Source organism: Streptococcus halitosis, from assembly GCF_003143695.2.
GTDB lineage: Bacteria > Bacillota > Bacilli > Lactobacillales > Streptococcaceae > Streptococcus > Streptococcus halitosis.
The window spans coordinates 185,820-201,994 of the sequence record NZ_QEMY02000001.1 but is presented as its reverse complement, the minus strand read 5'-3'; the positions used below and the strand labels follow the sequence as shown (position 1 = coordinate 201,994).

21 protein-coding genes are annotated in these 16,175 nt (G+C 41.6%); 19 read left to right on the top strand and 2 right to left on the bottom strand.

Annotation, left to right across the window (positions count from 1 at the left end; all coding sequences use genetic code 11):
- The 3 genes from DB729_RS09480 to brnQ all read left to right on the top strand — a co-directional run bounded on the left by DB729_RS09480 (position 1) and on the right by brnQ (position 2,046).
- Entirely contained in the window at positions 1–237 is a 237-nt protein-coding gene (locus DB729_RS09480; RefSeq protein WP_109289731.1) for a hypothetical protein, read from the top strand.
- Positions 238–247: 10 nt separating this feature from the next.
- Positions 248–535: a rhodanese-like domain-containing protein gene (locus tag DB729_RS01080; RefSeq protein WP_109289732.1), complete on the top strand. Its 288-nt coding sequence runs from the start codon at positions 248–250 to the stop codon at positions 533–535.
- A 185-nt stretch (positions 536–720) separates the two neighbouring features.
- Complete coding sequence (gene brnQ, locus DB729_RS01075) at positions 721–2,046, top strand: branched-chain amino acid transport system II carrier protein (RefSeq protein WP_084852584.1); 1,326 nt, start codon at positions 721–723, stop codon at positions 2,044–2,046.
- A gap of 48 nt (positions 2,047–2,094) precedes the next feature.
- Here brnQ and DB729_RS01070 read toward each other — a convergent pair whose 3' ends face one another.
- Positions 2,095–2,646, bottom strand: a complete 552-nt coding sequence (locus DB729_RS01070) for a DUF1307 domain-containing protein (RefSeq protein WP_109289733.1) — start codon at positions 2,644–2,646, stop codon at positions 2,095–2,097.
- 138 nt (positions 2,647–2,784) lie between these two features.
- On the opposite strand from DB729_RS01070, the gene DB729_RS01065 reads away from it, so the two are divergent.
- The 16 genes from DB729_RS01065 to DB729_RS00985 all read left to right on the top strand — a co-directional run bounded on the left by DB729_RS01065 (position 2,785) and on the right by DB729_RS00985 (position 15,011).
- Positions 2,785–3,822 (top strand): M42 family metallopeptidase, encoded by a 1,038-nt coding sequence (locus tag DB729_RS01065; RefSeq protein WP_109289734.1) that lies wholly within the window; start codon positions 2,785–2,787, stop codon positions 3,820–3,822.
- A gap of 1 nt (position 3,823) precedes the next feature.
- Positions 3,824–4,285, top strand: coding sequence for an HIT family protein (locus DB729_RS01060; protein WP_109289735.1), 462 nt, complete (start codon positions 3,824–3,826; stop codon positions 4,283–4,285).
- 15 nt (positions 4,286–4,300) lie between these two features.
- Positions 4,301–5,017 (top strand): LD-carboxypeptidase LdcB/DacB, encoded by a 717-nt coding sequence (gene ldcB, locus DB729_RS01055; protein WP_000747746.1) that lies wholly within the window; start codon positions 4,301–4,303, stop codon positions 5,015–5,017.
- Positions 5,018–5,139: 122 nt separating this feature from the next.
- Positions 5,140–5,565 (top strand): 50S ribosomal protein L11, encoded by a 426-nt coding sequence (rplK, locus tag DB729_RS01050; protein ID WP_001085808.1) that lies wholly within the window; start codon positions 5,140–5,142, stop codon positions 5,563–5,565.
- A 206-nt stretch (positions 5,566–5,771) separates the two neighbouring features.
- The gene (gene rplA / locus DB729_RS01040) at positions 5,772–6,461 is read left to right on the top strand and encodes a 50S ribosomal protein L1 (protein ID WP_001085676.1); all 690 of its coding nucleotides are present in this window, start codon (positions 5,772–5,774) and stop codon (positions 6,459–6,461) included.
- Positions 6,462–6,635: 174 nt separating this feature from the next.
- Complete coding sequence (locus DB729_RS01035; protein ID WP_001049316.1) at positions 6,636–7,148, top strand: adenine phosphoribosyltransferase; 513 nt, start codon at positions 6,636–6,638, stop codon at positions 7,146–7,148.
- A gap of 181 nt (positions 7,149–7,329) precedes the next feature.
- The gene (metA, locus tag DB729_RS01030) at positions 7,330–8,274 is read left to right on the top strand and encodes a homoserine O-acetyltransferase MetA (protein ID WP_109289736.1); all 945 of its coding nucleotides are present in this window, start codon (positions 7,330–7,332) and stop codon (positions 8,272–8,274) included.
- Between the two features lie 8 nt (positions 8,275–8,282).
- Positions 8,283–8,960 carry a DnaD domain-containing protein gene (locus DB729_RS01025; RefSeq protein WP_084910785.1) on the top strand — a complete coding sequence of 226 codons (678 nt, stop codon included), beginning with the start codon at positions 8,283–8,285 and terminating at the stop codon, positions 8,958–8,960.
- Between the two features lie 96 nt (positions 8,961–9,056).
- On the top strand, positions 9,057–9,815 hold the full coding sequence (gene tpiA / locus DB729_RS01020) for a triose-phosphate isomerase (RefSeq protein ID WP_000087901.1): 759 nt from the start codon (positions 9,057–9,059) through the stop codon (positions 9,813–9,815).
- A gap of 188 nt (positions 9,816–10,003) precedes the next feature.
- A complete protein-coding gene (locus DB729_RS01015) occupies positions 10,004–10,522 on the top strand; it encodes a Dps family protein (RefSeq protein ID WP_000229895.1) in 519 nt (172 codons plus the stop codon).
- 209 nt (positions 10,523–10,731) lie between these two features.
- A complete protein-coding gene (locus DB729_RS01010) occupies positions 10,732–11,070 on the top strand; it encodes a zinc ribbon domain-containing protein YjdM (RefSeq protein WP_001061581.1) in 339 nt (112 codons plus the stop codon).
- Positions 11,071–11,072: 2 nt separating this feature from the next.
- Complete coding sequence (locus tag DB729_RS01005) at positions 11,073–11,696, top strand: Pr6Pr family membrane protein (protein ID WP_000775204.1); 624 nt, start codon at positions 11,073–11,075, stop codon at positions 11,694–11,696.
- 112 nt (positions 11,697–11,808) lie between these two features.
- On the top strand, positions 11,809–12,960 hold the full coding sequence (locus tag DB729_RS01000) for an MFS transporter (protein WP_000816261.1): 1,152 nt from the start codon (positions 11,809–11,811) through the stop codon (positions 12,958–12,960).
- Positions 12,961–13,059: 99 nt separating this feature from the next.
- Positions 13,060–13,809 carry a tRNA pseudouridine(38-40) synthase TruA gene (truA, locus tag DB729_RS00995; protein ID WP_109289737.1) on the top strand — a complete coding sequence of 250 codons (750 nt, stop codon included), beginning with the start codon at positions 13,060–13,062 and terminating at the stop codon, positions 13,807–13,809.
- Positions 13,799–14,572: a bifunctional hydroxymethylpyrimidine kinase/phosphomethylpyrimidine kinase gene (locus DB729_RS00990; protein ID WP_109289738.1), complete on the top strand. Its 774-nt coding sequence runs from the start codon at positions 13,799–13,801 to the stop codon at positions 14,570–14,572. The genes truA and DB729_RS00990 overlap by 11 nt, the downstream gene beginning before the upstream one ends.
- On the top strand, positions 14,550–15,011 hold the full coding sequence (locus tag DB729_RS00985; protein WP_109289739.1) for an ECF transporter S component: 462 nt from the start codon (positions 14,550–14,552) through the stop codon (positions 15,009–15,011). The genes DB729_RS00990 and DB729_RS00985 overlap by 23 nt, the downstream gene beginning before the upstream one ends.
- 40 nt (positions 15,012–15,051) lie before the next feature.
- Here DB729_RS00985 and DB729_RS00980 read toward each other — a convergent pair whose 3' ends face one another.
- Positions 15,052–16,134 (bottom strand): M24 family metallopeptidase, encoded by a 1,083-nt coding sequence (locus DB729_RS00980; protein ID WP_109289740.1) that lies wholly within the window; start codon positions 16,132–16,134, stop codon positions 15,052–15,054.
- Between the last annotated feature and the right edge of the window lie 41 nt (positions 16,135–16,175).

The following is a 16,175-nucleotide window of genomic DNA, read 5'->3' as shown; positions in this document are numbered from 1 at the left end:
ATGAAAATCAAAGAGCAAACTAGGAAGCTAGCCGCAGGCTGCTCAAAGTACAGCTTTGAGGTTGCAGATAAAACTGACGAAGTCAGCTCAAAACACTGTTTTGAGGTTGCAGATAAAACTGACGAAGTCAGCTCAAAACACTGTTTTGAGGTTGTGGATAGAACTGACGAAGTCAGTAACCATAACTACGGTAAGGCGACGCTGACGTGGTTTGAAGAGATTTTCGAAGAGTATTAGGAGAAAAAGAATGAAAGAAATAGCCTTCGATGAATTTTACCAGCTCTATCAGAAAGAGTCCCTTTCAGTCTTAGACGTGAGAGAAGTAGAAGAGTTCGAGGCGCTTCATTTAGAAGGTGCTCAGAACCTACCACTTGGTCAATTAGCTGATATCTTTGATCGATTGGATAAGGACCTCTTGTATTATGTCATTTGTAAATCTGGGATGAGGTCAGCGCGTGCTTGTCAATTTCTAGCTGAAAAGGGTTATGACGTTATCAATGTCCAAGGTGGAATGACGGCCTTTGAAAATCTTTAAACCTATATGGCGATAGATCCTAGTTTTCCCTTGCTCGGCTCCAACTGAGTAAGGGATTTTGTTTTTAGATAATTCTTATTTTTAAAAATATTGAAAACATTCAATATTTACTTCGTGATGCTTTTTTCATACTCTTATTCGTGATATACTAGGTCAGTATTTTAGAAATATGAAGGAGATTCTTTATGGCTAAAAAAGGTGCCCTAACAGGTTTGCTCCTGTTTGGAATATTTTTTGGTGCGGGGAACTTGATTTTTCCGCCTTCTCTAGGTGCCCTATCTGGAGAACATTTTCTTCCTGCCATTGCAGGTTTTGTCTTTTCAGGCGTCGGTATCGCCGTTTTGACTCTCATTATTGGAACACTAAACCCGAAAGGATACATTCACGAGATTTCTAAGAAAATCTCACCTTGGTTTGCGACGCTTTATCTTGCAGTCCTCTATCTATCGATTGGTCCCTTCTTTGCCATTCCACGTACTGCCACAACAGCTTATGAAGTTGGGATTAGCCCCCTCTTGTCTGAAGCAAATAAAGGCCTAGGATTGATTATCTTTACTGTGTTGTATTTTGCAGCAGCCTATCTGATTTCGCTTAATCCATCAAAAATCTTGGATCGAATCGGACGTGTTTTAACGCCAGTCTTTGCCTTGTTGATCGTTATCTTGGTTGTACTAGGTGCCTTCAAATATGGTGGAACAAGCCCTCAAGCGGCCTCAGAAGCCTATCAATCCTCTGCTTTTGGGACAGGTTTCCTAGAAGGGTATAATACCTTGGATGCCCTTGCCTCAGTTGCCTTTAGTGTGATTGCAGTTCAAACCTTGAAACAACTTGGATTCTCCAGTAAGAAAGAATACATTTCAACTATTTGGGTGGTTGGTATCGTTGTAGCTCTTGCCTTTAGCGCTCTTTATATCGGTTTAGGATTCCTTGGAAATCATTTCCCAGTACCAGCAGAAGCGATGAAGGGTGGAACACCAGGTGTTTATATCTTGTCACAAGCAACTCAGGAAATCTTTGGTTCAACAGCTCAACTCTTCCTTGCTGTTATGGTAACTGTAACCTGCTTCACAACGACAGTTGGATTGATTGTGTCGACAGCAGAGTTCTTTAACGGACGTTTCCCACAAATCAGCTACAAGGTCTATGCAACTGCCTTTACCTTGATTGGATTTGCTATTGCAAATCTTGGTCTTGATGCAATCATTAAGTATTCAGTTCCAGTACTAGTAATCTTGTACCCAATCACCATCGCCATTGTGATGATTGTGATTGTTAATAAGTTTGTCGCCCTATCAAAACCAGGTATGCAGTTAACTATTGGGCTTGTTACAGCGATTGCTCTTGCAAGCGTCCTTGGAAGTTCTTTTAAGATTGAGTTCCTAGCAAATCTCGTCAATGCTCTTCCGTTTGCAGCTGCCTCTCTACCATGGCTAGTGCCAGCTATTATCGGAATCTTGCTTTCACTGGTTTTACCAAACAAACAAGAGAGTGACGTTTTTGAGATGGAATAAAAAAATTCTTGGTCATCAACCAAGAATTTTTTGTATGAGCACGACTCATTAGTTGGTTTGTTCAGTATAACCAGCTTCTTTAAGCATTTTTTTCGAGGCAGCAAAGCTTACACGGTTTCCAATACCAGAATATTCGTTCGGCATTGCTTTTTTCAATTCGTCAAGACTCGCGACAGTCATGTCAACCTCGATGTTTTGGATAACTTTTTCGTCTTGAATTTCAACTTTTTGTGTAACCCCTTTGACCCCTTCATAACCTTTATAAGTATCGTCAACAATTTCCTTAATACCTTCCGCGGTATTATTAAGTTTTTCAGGGTCAAGTACATTATGAACAGTTTGTTTTACAACGTCATCTCCCTTCACAGTATAAGTCAAGGTAGAATGAATCCCAGGTTTGCTATTGTGGACAAATGTGTGAGTTTCTGTCTCATCTTTCTTTTCAGATGATTGTTGACTGCTTTGTTTGGTCTCGCTTGACTGAGTTGTTGTGTCTTCTTTGCTACTGCTGCTAGCAGGTGTTGATGCCTGTTTGGAACATCCGAGTAGGAGGACAAGTGAAGCCACAAGGGCTAGTGATACTTTAAAGTATGATTTCATATTTTTACTTTCCTTTCATAATCAAAGTATTTGTATTATAACATGGATCTATAGTGAAAACAACTAAACATAGTTTTTCTCCTTTTGAGAAGGAGTCTGACTAGAAAAATGTTATAATGGTAGGAAAGAGGTGAAGAAATGAATCAAACTGTAAACTATATCAAAGAATTAACCGCTATTACATCTCCAACAGGCTTTACTCGTGAGATTTCAGACTACCTAGTCCATACTTTAGAAGAGCTTGGTTACCAGCCGGTTCGTACAGCCAAGGGCGGTGTCAATGTGACCATTAAAGGTCAAAATGATAAGCAACAACGTTATGTGACTGCCCATGTGGATACGCTAGGAGCTATTGTTCGTGCAGTCAAACCAGACGGTCGTCTCAAAATGGACCGTGTCGGTGGTTTCCCTTGGAACATGATTGAAGGGGAGAACTGTACGGTTCATGTGGCTAGCACAGGTAAAAAGGTATCTGGAACCATCCTCATCCACCAGACTTCTTGTCATGTCTACAAGGATGCAGGAACTGCAGAACGCACACAGGACAATATGGAAGTGCGTTTGGATGCAAAAGTAACCAATGAAAAAGAAACTCGTGCTCTTGGGATTGAGGTCGGTGATTTTATCAGCTTTGATCCACGGACAGTCGTGACAGAGACTGGTTTTATCAAGTCCCGTCACTTGGATGATAAAGTCAGCGCAGCGATTTTGCTCAATCTTCTTCGTGTTTATAAGGAAGAGGGGATTGCATTGCCCGTAACAACTCATTTTGCCTTTTCAGTCTTTGAAGAGGTTGGTCACGGTGCAAACTCCAATATTCCAGCTCAGGTAGTGGAATATCTAGCAGTAGATATGGGAGCAATGGGAGATGACCAACAGACAGATGAGTACACAGTATCTATCTGTGTCAAGGACGCTTCAGGTCCCTATCACTACGACTTCCGTCAACATTTAGTGGCTTTGGCAAAGGAGCAAGATATTCCATTTAAGCTCGACATTTATCCATTTTACGGCTCGGATGCTTCCGCAGCTATGTCAGCAGGAGCCGAGGTCAAGCACGCCCTCCTTGGAGCTGGTATTGAATCCAGTCACTCTTACGAACGAACACACATTGATTCGGTCGTGGCGACTGAGCGTATGGTCGATGCCTATCTCAAGAGCGCATTGGTAGACTAATATGTGCTTGATTTGTCAAAGAATTGAATGGATAAAGGCAGGGAAGAATCCCTACTTTGTAAAAGAACTAGAAACAGGCTATGTTGTTATTGGAGACCACCAATACTTTAAGGGCTATACCTTATTTCTAGCAAAGGAGCATGTCACAGAACTCCACCATATGGAGACTTCTGTAAAACTTCGTTTTCTTGAGGAAATGAGTTTGGTCCAAGAAGCTGTTGCCAAAGCATTTGAGGCTGAAAAGATGAATATTGAACTCCTAGGAAATGGCGATGCCCACGCTCATTGGCATCTTTTTCCGCGAAGAGCAGGTGATATGAATGGTCATGGTCTTAATGGTCGTGGTCCAGTCTGGTGGGTGCCCTGGGAAGAAATGGCGGCAGAAGATTGCCAAGTGCAATCCCGTGAGTTGGAACAAATGATTAAAGCCTTATCCGATGAATTAGAGAAGCATGTGATTTAAGAGAGGAAGAAAAAAATGAAAAAAAGATACATCGTTTTATCCGGTTTGCTAGCAGTAACCCTAGCAGCATGTTCTCAAGAAACACCTAAAAATGAAGAGAATACTCAAAAAATGGAACAAACTAGTCAACCTGAGGGTACTGTAGGGAGCAAATCTCAAGCTTCTAGTCAGAAGAAGGCAGAAGTTGTCAATAAGGGAGATCACTATAGTATACAAGGGAAATACGATGAAATCGTCGTAGCTAATAAGCACTATCCTTTGTCAAAAGACTACAATCCAGGAGAAAATCCAACAGCCAAGGCGGAGTTGCTGAAACTCATTGCAGCAATGCAAGCAGCTGGCTACCCAATCAGCGATCATTACAGTGGCTTTAGAAGTTATGAGACTCAAACCAAACTTTATCAAGACTATGTGAATCAAGATGGCAAGGAAGAGGCAGATCGCTACTCAGCCCGCCCTGGATACAGTGAACACCAAACAGGTCTTGCTTTTGATTTGATTGGGACTAATGGAGAATTGGTGACAGAGGAGAAGGCAGCTCAGTGGCTCTTGGATCATGCGGCTGACTATGGCTTTGTTGTTCGCTATCTCAAAGGCAAGGAAAAAGAGACTGGCTACATGGCGGAAGAATGGCATCTTCGCTACGTTGGAAAAGAAGCCAAAGAAATTGCTGCAAGTGGTCTTAGTTTGGAAGAATACTATGGCTTTGAAGGCGGAGATTACGTCGATTAAAAAAGAAATTTTTCTCTTGCATTTTTAGATAAATAGTGTATAATAGAAAGGTATGCGTAAAGTGTACTTGTGGGAGGTAAAAATCTCTAATTACCGCCAAAACCACAAAGGAGGATTTAAAAATGGCTAAAAAAGTCGAAAAACTTGTAAAATTGCAAATCCCTGCTGGTAAAGCTACACCAGCTCCACCAGTTGGACCTGCTCTTGGTCAAGCTGGTATCAACATCATGGGATTCACAAAAGAGTTCAACGCTCGTACAGCTGACCAAGCTGGTATGATTATTCCAGTTGTTATCTCAGTATACGAAGACAAATCATTTACTTTCGTTACAAAAACACCACCAGCTGCTGTTCTTTTGAAAAAAGCTGCAGGTGTTGAAAAAGGATCAGGTACACCTAACAAAACTAAAGTTGCTACAGTTACTCGTGCACAAGTACAAGAAATTGCAGAAACTAAGATGCCAGATTTGAACGCAGCAAACATTGAGTCTGCAATGCGTATGATCGAAGGTACTGCTCGTTCTATGGGATTCACTGTTGTTGACTAATCAATAACACAGTAGAAAATCTCACAGCAGTCTATTAGTTGCTTTTCATACTAGGCAAGTGACTGACGCTTGTACTTGGGTACAGCAAAGGAACTGAACGAAGTAGAAAAGGAAAATAATAGACTGAAAACCCGCAAGACTTCATCATTTCGAGAAGTGACGTGGGAGATGAAAATCGATTGAACCACTTACAAGGAGAATAGAAAATGGCTAAAAAAAGCAAACAACTTCGTGCTGCTCTTGAGAAAATCGACAGCACAAAAGCATACAGTGTAGAAGAAGCTGTAGCACTTGCAAAAGAAACTAACTTTGCAAAATTTGACGCAACTGTAGAAGTTGCTTACAACTTGAACATTGACGTTAAAAAAGCTGACCAACAAATCCGTGGCGCAATGGTATTGCCAAACGGTACTGGTAAAACTTCACGCGTTCTTGTTTTCGCACGTGGTGCAAAAGCTGAAGAAGCAAAAGCTGCTGGTGCAGACTTTGTTGGTGAAGATGACCTTGTTGCGAAAATCAACGACGGTTGGTTGGACTTCGACGTAGTTATCGCTACACCTGATATGATGGCTCTTGTTGGACGTCTTGGACGTGTCCTTGGACCACGTAACTTGATGCCAAACCCTAAAACTGGTACTGTAACAATGGATGTTGCTAAAGCAGTTGAAGAGTCTAAAGGTGGTAAAATCACTTATCGTGCTGACCGTGCAGGTAACGTTCAAGCAATCATCGGTAAAGTATCATTTGAAGCTGAAAAATTGGTTGAAAACTTCAAAGCTTTCAACGAAACAATCCAAAAATCAAAACCAGCTACAGCTAAAGGAACTTACGTAACAAACTTGACAATCACAACTACTCAAGGTGTTGGTATCAAAGTTGACGTAAACTCACTTTAATCAGTAGTTTATAAAAGAGAAGACGAGTACGAAAGTGCTCGTTTTTTTGATGAGTATTACCTTTTAGAAAAATCAGTTCATTGATCAGCTTTGTAGCAATAGTGCGTTTCCTCTTCTTCTTTCACAGAAAATATGCTATAATAGAGAGTAAAAAACTTTGAAAGAAAGAAAAAGATGAATTTAAAAGATTATATCGCAACGATTGAAAATTATCCTAAGGAAGGTATTACCTTCCGTGATATCAGCCCTTTGATGGCAGATGGAAATGCTTATAGCTACGCTGTTCGTGAAATTGTTCAGTATGCAACTGATAAGAAAATCGACATGATCGTGGGCCCAGAGGCTCGCGGCTTTATCGTGGGCTGTCCTGTTGCTTTTGAGTTGGGAATTGGCTTTGCACCTGTTCGTAAACCAGGGAAATTGCCACGTGAAGTCATTTCTGCTGACTATGAGAAAGAGTACGGTATTGATACCTTGACCATGCATGCTGATGCGATTAAGCCAGGTCAACGTGTTCTCATCGTAGATGATCTTTTGGCAACAGGTGGAACTGTCAAAGCAACCATTGAGATGATTGAAAGACTTGGTGGAGTTGTAGCCGGTTGTGCCTTCTTGATTGAGTTGGATGAGCTTAAAGGCCGTGAAAAAATCGGAGATTACGATTACAAGGTACTTATGCATTATTAATGAAAAACAGTCCTTGGGGCTGTTTTCTCTTCATCTGCTATATAAACAAACTATAGCTAGTTAGAGAAAAACTATAATTGAAAACTATATCTTCTTGCAGTATAATAAAAGGACTAAGTGTTTGAAATTTGACTTCAAACACATTCAATTATTTCTAAAAGAGTACAGTTAGGAGAAGGTTATGCCGATTAGAATTGATAAAAAATTGCCAGCTGTTGAGATTTTACGGACAGAGAATATCTTTGTCATGGATGATCAACGTGCGGCCCACCAAGATATCCGTCCCTTGAAAATTTTGATTTTAAACCTAATGCCCAAAAAAGTGGTCACAGAGACCCAGTTGTTACGGCATTTAGCAAATACTCCTTTGCAATTGGACATAGACTTTCTCTATATGGAGAGCCACCGTTCCAAGACGACTCGTGCAGAGCATATGGAGACTTTTTATAAAACTTTTCCTGAAGTCAAGGACGAGTATTTTGATGGGATGATTATCACAGGGGCTCCGATTGAGCATTTACCATTTGAGGAAGTGGACTATTGGGAGGAATTCAGTCAGGTGCTTGAGTGGTCCAAGACCCATGTCTATTCGACCCTTCATATCTGCTGGGGTGCCCAAGCAGGTCTTTATGCTCGCTATGGTGTTGAAAAGCACCAGATGGATCGGAAGCTATCAGGTATTTACCCACAGGATACCTTGAAAGAAGGGCACCTTCTTTTTAGAGGTTTTGATGATCGCTATGTAGCTCCTCATTCTCGTCACACTGAGATTTTAAAAGAAGAAATCTTAAACAAGACCAATCTAGAGATTCTGTCAGAAGGTCTTGAGGTTGGTGTTTCTATCTTAGCTAGTCGAGATTTGCGTGAGATTTATAGTTTTGGTCATTTGGAGTACGATCGTGACACTTTAGCAAGAGAGTATTTTCGTGATTATGAGGCGGGGCTCGACCCTCATATCCCAGAGAACTACTTTAAAAATGATGATGTGAATGAGACACCGTGTCTCTGTTGGTCTTCATCAGCTGCCCTCTTTTTCAGCAATTGGGTGAACTATGCAGTTTATCAGGAAACCCCTTTTGACTGGAAAAAGGTAGAGGATGATGCGGCTGCATTTGGATATTTATAAGAGGAATTATGACATATTTTGACGCTTTTAAATCAGGGAACTTGGTTTTACCAAGTGCCCTGCTCTTGCATTTTAAGGAACTCTTTCCTTCCAGCGAAGATTTTCTCGTCTGGCAATTTTTCTATTTACAAAATACCACAGCCTTAGGAGATGTTTCGCCTAGCCAAATAGCTGAAATCATTGGGAAAGAAGTGGCAGATGTCAACCAATCCATTTCGAATTTGACTGAAAATGGTTTGCTACAATATCGGACCATTGAACTAAATGGGGAAATTGAGCTGATTTTTGATGCTAGTCTGGCTTTTGAACGCTTGGATAGCTTGCTAGATACCCAAGCTCCAGCTACAACTGCCCCAAACTCCAAAAATCAATTGAAGGATCTGGTTGAAACCTTTCAGCAGGAATTGGGGCGCTTGTTAACACCATTTGAAATCGAAGATCTTTCCAAGACTGTCAAAGAAGATGGAATCAAGGCGGATTTGATCAAGGAAGCTCTCCGAGAGGCGGTTTTTAATGGCAAACCAAACTGGAAGTACATTCAGGCAATCCTTCGTAACTGGCGCCATGAAGGTATCCAGTCTGTGGCTCAGGTGGAGGCCAAACGAGCAGAGCGAGAAGCGAACAATCCCAAACAAGTTCAGGCTTCAGCTGATTTCCTCGATGCCATGAATTTGTGGCAAGATTAGTCGCTTGAAAAATCTTGAAAATTAGAGTAAGATTTGCAAGCTCCTTATAAATATGATAGAATAATAGTGAATAAAATGAAAAAAGAGGTATGTGAAATGTCACGTAAACCATTTATCGCTGGTAACTGGAAAATGAACAAAAATCCAGAAGAAGCAAAAGCATTCGTTGAAGCCGTTGCATCAAAACTTCCTTCATCAGACCTTGTTGAAGCAGGTATCGCAGCTCCTGCAGTTGATTTGACAGCTGTTCTTGCTGCTGCTAAAGGTTCAAACCTTAAAGTTGCTGCTCAAAACTGCTACTTTGAAAATGCAGGTGCGTTCACTGGTGAAACTAGCCCACAAGTTTTGAAAGAAATCGGTACAGACTACGTTGTGATCGGTCACTCAGAACGTCGTGACTACTTCCATGAAACTGACGAAGATATCAACAAAAAAGCAAAAGCAATCTTTTCAAACGGTATGCTTCCAATCATCTGTTGTGGTGAGTCACTTGAAACTTACGAAGCTGGTAAAGCGGCTGAATTCGTAGGTGCTCAAGTATCTGCTGCATTGGCTGGCTTGACAGCTGAACAAGTTGCTTCAACAGTTATCGCTTACGAGCCAATCTGGGCTATCGGTACTGGTAAATCAGCTTCACAAGACGATGCACAAAAAATGTGTAAAGTCGTTCGTGACGTTGTAGCTGCAGACTTTGGTCAAGAAGTTGCGGACAAAGTTCGTGTTCAATACGGTGGTTCTGTTAAACCTGAAAACGTTGCTTCATACATGGCTTGCCCAGACGTTGACGGTGCCCTTGTTGGTGGTGCGTCACTTGAAGCTGAAAGCTTCTTGGCATTGCTTGATTTTGTAAAATAATCTCAGTTATTCCAGACAGTCTGCTAAGACTGTCTTTTTTTTAAAGACTGTATATTTTTCTTAAATTATCAGTCAATTACAACTTTTTTAATATGGGTTAATTTTCTTGCTTTTGTCTACTAGGAGTAGTATACTGAGATAGTAATCAATAAATATGGTTGCAAAAATAATATTATGAGGTGATCAATATGGTTGAATTGAAAAAAGAAGCAGTAAAAGACGTAACAACATTATCTAAAACAGCGCCAGTAGCATTGGCAAAAACAAAGGAAGTATTGAACCAAGCAGTAGCGGACTTGTATGTGGCTCACATTGCCCTTCACCAAGTTCACTGGTATATGCGTGGTCGTGGCTTCCTCGTATGGCATCCAAAAATGGATGAATACATGGACAGTCTTGATAGCTATCTTGACGAAATCAGTGAACGTTTGATTACTCTTGGTGGAAAACCTTATTCAACTTTGACAGAATTCCTTCAACACAGTGAAATCGAAGAAGAAGAAGGAGAATTCCGTAACGTTGAAGAAAGCTTGGAACGTGTTCTAGCAATTTATCGCTACCTCATCGCTCTTTTCCAAAAAGCTTTGGATGTAACTGACGAAGAAGGTGATGATGTTACAAACGATATCTTTGTTGGGGCTAAGGCTGAACTTGAGAAAACAGTTTGGATGCTTACAGCAGAACTTGGACAAGCTCCTGGTTTGTAAAATATAGTTGCTACCCCTTTTATCATGAGGCGCTTGATAAGTGCCCATGATCAATCATCTTTTAAAAGTCATGTAACTGTAAAAAGTTGCATGATTTTTTTGTCTGCTGGACTTAGGACACATTGTCAAAAGTAGGATTTTACGGTATAATAGTTGCTGTTCAATAACATATGAATTTTAAAGAATAATTGTTAGTTTAAGGAGGACTTATGAACAACTTACCAAATTGCCCAAAATGTAATTCAGAATATATCTACGAAGACGGAAGTCTCTTGGTCTGCCCAGAGTGTGCCTATGAGTGGAATCCTGCAGAAGTTGCAGAAGTAGAAGAAGGTGTTGTTGCTATCGATGCCAATGGAAATAAATTGGCTGACGGCGATACTGTAACCCTTATCAAAGACTTGAAAGTAAAAGGTGCGCCAAAGGATTTGAAACAAGGAACTCGCGTTAAAAATATCCGTATCGTAGAAGGTGACCACAACATCGACTGTAAGATTGATGGTTTTGGAGCTATGAAACTCAAGTCAGAATTTGTTAAGAAAATCTAGCCATGAAACTGAATTATAAATTTATCTTTTATAGTCGTGTCCTCTTGTTCTTAGCGGCATTTACAGGAGTTTATTTGGAGATTACCAAACACGGTGGCTTTGGTATGCTCCTTTACTATACAGTGTTGTCCAATCTTTTGGTAACGATTTTCACGGGTTATCTGCTCCGTGTGATGAGCCGTTCAGGTGAAAATTGGCAAAGTCCGACCTTGCTTCGTCTCAAGGGTGGTGTTACCATGAGTATCATGATTACCTGTGTGATTTACCATTTTATGCTTGCTCCGATTGCGACAGACTTTTACCGTGTGGAAAATTTCCTTTGCCACTATATCGTTCCACTCTGGTTTTTAGCTGACACCCTCTTCTTTGATAAACGGGGTCAATACAAGATCTGGGATCCAGTCTTATGGACCATCTTGCCCTTGGTTTATATGATTTTTGCCTTGTTTAACGGCCTGGTCTTAAAACTCAATATTCCGAATTCCAAGGACAATCCCTTCCCATATTTCTTTTTAAATGTGAACAAGGGTTGGGACGTGGTTATCAAATGGTGTTTGATCATTTTTGCAGCGTATATGGTTGCAGGCTTCATCTTCTATCTGATCAAGCAAATCAAGCGAAAATAGTCTTCCTATTAGGAAAGTTAGGACGGAGTCTCTAGTTCAATCGGGCTCCTTCTTTTCTTGCCATCTTCCTTTTAAAAGGATAAACAGTGAGAAATATACAGAAAGAAAATTCATGAAACAATATTTAGAACGGGCTAGTATTTTGGCCCTCTCCCTCGTTTTGATTACCTCCTTTTCCATCTCAAGTGCTCTGCCAGCCATGTTTGACTACTATCAAGGCTACCCCAAGGAACAAATCGAGCTCCTGGTCAGTCTCCCTTCTTTTGGAATTATGATCATGCTGGTTTTAAATGGGTTTTTGGAGCGGTTGTTTCCTGAGAGACTTCAGATTAGTCTGGGACTTCTCATCCTTTCTATCGGTGGGACAGCCCCTTTCTGGTATCAGGAGTACAACTTTGTCTTTGCGATGCGGATTTTATTTGGCTTGGGTGTTGGGATGATCAATGCCAAGGCCATTTCCATCATCAGTGAACGCTATCATGGAAAGACACGGATCCAGATGTTGGGTCTTCGCGGATCAGCAGAAGTTGTCGGGGCATCGATTTTGACTCTAGTTGTAGGTCAACTCTTATCCTTGGGATGGACAGTGACCTTCTTGGCCTACAGTGCGGGGTTTTTAGTATTGATCCTTTATCTGCTCTTTGTCCCTTATGGGAAAGAAAAGAAAGAAACAAAGAGAAAAGAGACCGAAACGACTCGTTTGACAGGACAGATGAAAGGCTTGATTTTTCTATTGGCTGTTGAAGCAGCAGTTGTTGTCTGCACCAATACAGCTATCACCATTCGTATTCCTAGTCTGATGGTGGAAAGAGGTCTAGGGGATGCCCAGTTATCGAGCTTGGTTTTAAGTATCATGCAGTTGATTGGTATCTTGGCAGGTGTGAGTTTTTCTTTCTTTATCTCTCTGTTTAAAGAAAGGTTGCTCCTTTGGTCAGGCATCACCTTTGGATTGGGGCAAATTGTGATTGCTTTGTCTCCGTCATTGGGTGTGATGGTAGTTGGAAGTGTTGTGGCAGGTTTTTCCTACAGTGTGGCCTTGACCACTGTCTTTCAGCTTCTTTCTGAAAGAATCCCAGCCAAGCTCCTCAATCAAGCAACTTCATTTGCGGTTTTAGGATGTAGTTTTGGAGCCTTCACGACACCTTTCATTCTTGGGGCGATTGGCTTGGTGACTCAAAACGGTATGTTAGTCTTCACTATTTTAGGATGTTGGTTGATTGTCACTTCTATCTTTGTTATGTACGCACTTCAAAAAAGAGCTTAGGATTGGTTTCCTAAGTTTTTCTTTTTGGGAATTTTGTACCCAGACAATTATTGGTTTTTAAACTTGTTTACACTTTTATTTCCTGATAAAATAGAAGTTATGACAAGATATAAAGCAACTATTTCTTATGATGGTTTTGCCTTTGCCGGTTTTCAGCGCCAGCCTCATGCGCGGAGCGTTCAAGAGGAAATCGAAAAAACGTTGACGAGACTCAATAAGGGGCAAGCCATCACTGTTCACGGTGCTGGTAGGACGGATAGTGGGGTTCATGCTCTTGGTCAGGTTATTCATTTTGACCTACCCTATCAGATGGATGAGGAAAAACTCCGTTTTGCTCTGGATACTCAGTCTCCTGAAGATATCGATGTGATTTCGATTGAGATCGTGGCAGATGATTTTCACTGTCGTTACGCCAAGCATAGCAAGACTTATGAATTTATCGTAGATAGGGGGCGTCCTAAAAATCCCATGCGCCGTCACTATGCTACTCACTTTCCTTATCCGCTTGATGTAGAGCGGATGCAGGAGGCTGTCAAGAAATTAGAAGGAACCCATGATTTTACCGGTTTTACAGCATCTGGGACTAGTGTAGAGGACAAGGTTCGTACCATTACAGAAGCTAGTCTTAGTGCTGATGAGACAGGCCAATTCTTGACCTTTACCTTTTCGGGAAATGGTTTCTTGTATAAACAGATTCGCAATATGGTGGGGACACTGCTCAAAATCGGAAATGATCGAATGCCAGTTGAGCAGATTGACTTGATTTTGGAGAAGAGGGACAGGCAACTTGCAGGTCCCACGGCTGCACCGAATGGCTTGTATTTAAAGGAGATTCGTTATGAAGAATAATCGTATTTTAGCCCTTTCTGGGAATGATATTTTTAGTGGTGGTGGTTTGTCAGCTGATTTGGCCACCTATACCTTAAACGGCTTGCATGGCTTTGTAGCTGTCACTTGTTTGACGGCCTTGACCGAAAAGGGCTTTGAGGTCTTTCCAACAGATGATACTATTTTCCAACATGAGTTGAATAGCTTGCGTGATGTCGAGTTTGCGGGGATTAAGATTGGCCTTCTCCCTACTGTTAGTGTGGCTGAGAAGGCCTTGGACTTTATCAAGCAACGTCCAGGAGTGCCTGTGATATTGGACCCCGTTTTGGTCTGCAAGGAAACGCACGACGTGGCTGTTAGTGAGCTCTGCCAAGAGTTGATTCGTTTTTTCCCTCATGTCAGTGTGATTACGCCAAATCTTCCTGAAGCAGAATTGTTAGCGGGTCAAGAGATCAAAACATTGGAAGACATGAAAGCTGCAGCTCAAAAATTGCATGATTTAGGAGCGCCAGCAGTTATTATCAAGGGAGGCAATCGCCTCAGTCAGGACAAGGCTGTGGATGTCTTTTATGATGGACGAACCTTTACTGTCCTAGAAAATCCCGTTATCCAAGGACAAAATGCTGGTGCAGGTTGTACTTTTGCCTCAAGCATTGCCAGTCACTTGGTTAAAGGGGATGAACTTTTCCCAGCAGTAGAGAGTTCTAAAGCTTTCGTTTACCGTGCTATTGCACAAGCAGATCAATATGGAGTAAGACAATATGAAGCAAACCAAAACAACTAAAATCGCCCTTGTATCTCTATTAACTGCCCTTTCTGTGGTTCTAGGTTATTTCTTAAAAATCCCGACACCAACAGGTATTCTAACTCTCTTAGATGCGGGTATCTTCTTTGCGGCCTTCTACTTTGGCAGTAAAGAGGGGGCTGTCGTTGGAGGTTTAGCAGGTTTCTTGATTGACCTCTTATCAGGCTACCCTCAGTGGATGTTCTTTAGCTTGATCAACCATGGCTTGCAGGGATTTTTCGCAGGATTTAAAGGGAAATCTCAGTGGTTAGGACTTATCTTGGCAACGATTGTCATGGTAGGGGGCTATGCCTTGGGTTCAACTTTGATGAATGGCTGGGCGGCAGCCCTACCAGAAATCCTACCAAATTTCCTGCAAAATATCGTGGGTATGGTTGTAGGATTTGTAGTCTTTCAGAGCGTCAAGAAGATAAAATAAAAAAGTCAGCTTCAATAGCTGACTTTTTGCTTGTCTAGATTTAATCAAAATAAAGCAAATCTTTGCTGGTGCTTGTAAAGAGGTCAAAGCCATCCTTGGTAACAACACCACAGTCTTCGATACGAACGCCGACTTTACCAGGGATATAGATACCAGGTTCAACAGAGAAGCACATGCCTTCTTCAATGACCATGTCGTTTCCTTCCATGATAGATGGAAATTCGTGGACATCCATACCGATACCGTGACCGAGACGGTGGTTGAAGTACTCACCGTAACCAGCTTTTTCAATGACTTCACGGGCAGCGCGGTCAACTTCATGTGCAGTCACACCTGGCTTGATGAAGTCAAGGGCAGCTTGTTGGGCTTCAAGGGTCAAGTTGTAAATATCTTTCTTGAATTGGTCTGGTTTGCCGACAGCGACTGTACGAGTCATATCTGATGCATAGCCATTGACCATAACACCCAGGTCAAAGAGGAGAAGGGCGTCTTTTTCGACCTTGTTTGCACCAGGAATTCCGTGTGGATTTGCAGCATTATCACCAGTCAAGACCATGGTATCAAAACTCATTTCATAGCCTTCACGCTTTAAGGCGAAGTCGATTTGGGCGATGATATCTGTCTCTGTTTTATCAAGAGAGATATTGTCAAAACCAACTTTTACAGCTTTATCAGCATAGAGACCTGCAACCATCATTTTTTGGACTTCATCGGCTGATTTGATGAGGCGCATGCGTTGGATGCGAGGAGTGAGGTTTTCAAACTCAGCCGTTTCAAAGACAGTTTTCAATCCATGGTATTTGGTCAAGATGAGATTGTCAAACTCAACAGCGACACGTTTGAAGTCGTGCTGTGGTAAGGCATTTTTGATTTTGTGCCATGGATTTTCAGAATCCACATAGCCCACAACTGGGAAGGAAACGGTGCTGGTTGCACGCTCCACTTCAAGGGCTGGGACAAAGAGGAGAGGTTCCCGATCCGCTAGAACAAAGAGGAACATTTGGCGTTCATGGGGATCACTGTAAAAGCCAGTGAGGTAATTAATAGTGACGGGGTCAGATACGACAGCGACGTCTAGTTTTTCTGATTCAAGATATGTTACGATTTGTTGTAATTTAGACATATACTACCTTCTTTCTACCCCTCTATTTTGGCAAAAAAAGA

Bases quoted from the DNA above. Each gene is read 5' to 3' on its own strand.
- DB729_RS01005 (WP_000775204.1), top strand. From the start codon at position 11,073: ATGAAACTGAATTATAAATTTATCTTTTATAGTCGTGTCCTCTTGTTC.
- rplA (WP_001085676.1), top strand. From the start codon at position 5,772: ATGGCTAAAAAAAGCAAACAACTTCGTGCTGCTCTTGAGAAAATCGAC.
- DB729_RS00985 (WP_109289739.1), top strand. From the start codon at position 14,550: ATGAAGCAAACCAAAACAACTAAAATCGCCCTTGTATCTCTATTAACT.
- DB729_RS01065 (WP_109289734.1), top strand. From the start codon at position 2,785: ATGAATCAAACTGTAAACTATATCAAAGAATTAACCGCTATTACATCT.
- brnQ (WP_084852584.1), top strand. From the start codon at position 721: ATGGCTAAAAAAGGTGCCCTAACAGGTTTGCTCCTGTTTGGAATATTT.
- DB729_RS01080 (WP_109289732.1), top strand. From the start codon at position 248: ATGAAAGAAATAGCCTTCGATGAATTTTACCAGCTCTATCAGAAAGAG.
- DB729_RS01000 (WP_000816261.1), top strand. From the start codon at position 11,809: ATGAAACAATATTTAGAACGGGCTAGTATTTTGGCCCTCTCCCTCGTT.
- truA (WP_109289737.1), top strand. From the start codon at position 13,060: ATGACAAGATATAAAGCAACTATTTCTTATGATGGTTTTGCCTTTGCC.
- DB729_RS01015 (WP_000229895.1), top strand. From the start codon at position 10,004: ATGGTTGAATTGAAAAAAGAAGCAGTAAAAGACGTAACAACATTATCT.
- tpiA (WP_000087901.1), top strand. From the start codon at position 9,057: ATGTCACGTAAACCATTTATCGCTGGTAACTGGAAAATGAACAAAAAT.
- ldcB (WP_000747746.1), top strand. From the start codon at position 4,301: ATGAAAAAAAGATACATCGTTTTATCCGGTTTGCTAGCAGTAACCCTA.
- DB729_RS00990 (WP_109289738.1), top strand. From the start codon at position 13,799: ATGAAGAATAATCGTATTTTAGCCCTTTCTGGGAATGATATTTTTAGT.
- DB729_RS01060 (WP_109289735.1), top strand. From the start codon at position 3,824: ATGTGCTTGATTTGTCAAAGAATTGAATGGATAAAGGCAGGGAAGAAT.
- DB729_RS01025 (WP_084910785.1), top strand. From the start codon at position 8,283: ATGACATATTTTGACGCTTTTAAATCAGGGAACTTGGTTTTACCAAGT.
- DB729_RS01035 (WP_001049316.1), top strand. From the start codon at position 6,636: ATGAATTTAAAAGATTATATCGCAACGATTGAAAATTATCCTAAGGAA.
- DB729_RS01010 (WP_001061581.1), top strand. From the start codon at position 10,732: ATGAACAACTTACCAAATTGCCCAAAATGTAATTCAGAATATATCTAC.
- DB729_RS00980 (WP_109289740.1), bottom strand. From the start codon at position 16,134: ATGTCTAAATTACAACAAATCGTAACATATCTTGAATCAGAAAAACTA.
- metA (WP_109289736.1), top strand. From the start codon at position 7,330: ATGCCGATTAGAATTGATAAAAAATTGCCAGCTGTTGAGATTTTACGG.
- rplK (WP_001085808.1), top strand. From the start codon at position 5,140: ATGGCTAAAAAAGTCGAAAAACTTGTAAAATTGCAAATCCCTGCTGGT.
- DB729_RS09480 (WP_109289731.1), top strand. From the start codon at position 1: ATGAAAATCAAAGAGCAAACTAGGAAGCTAGCCGCAGGCTGCTCAAAG.
- DB729_RS01070 (WP_109289733.1), bottom strand. From the start codon at position 2,646: ATGAAATCATACTTTAAAGTATCACTAGCCCTTGTGGCTTCACTTGTC.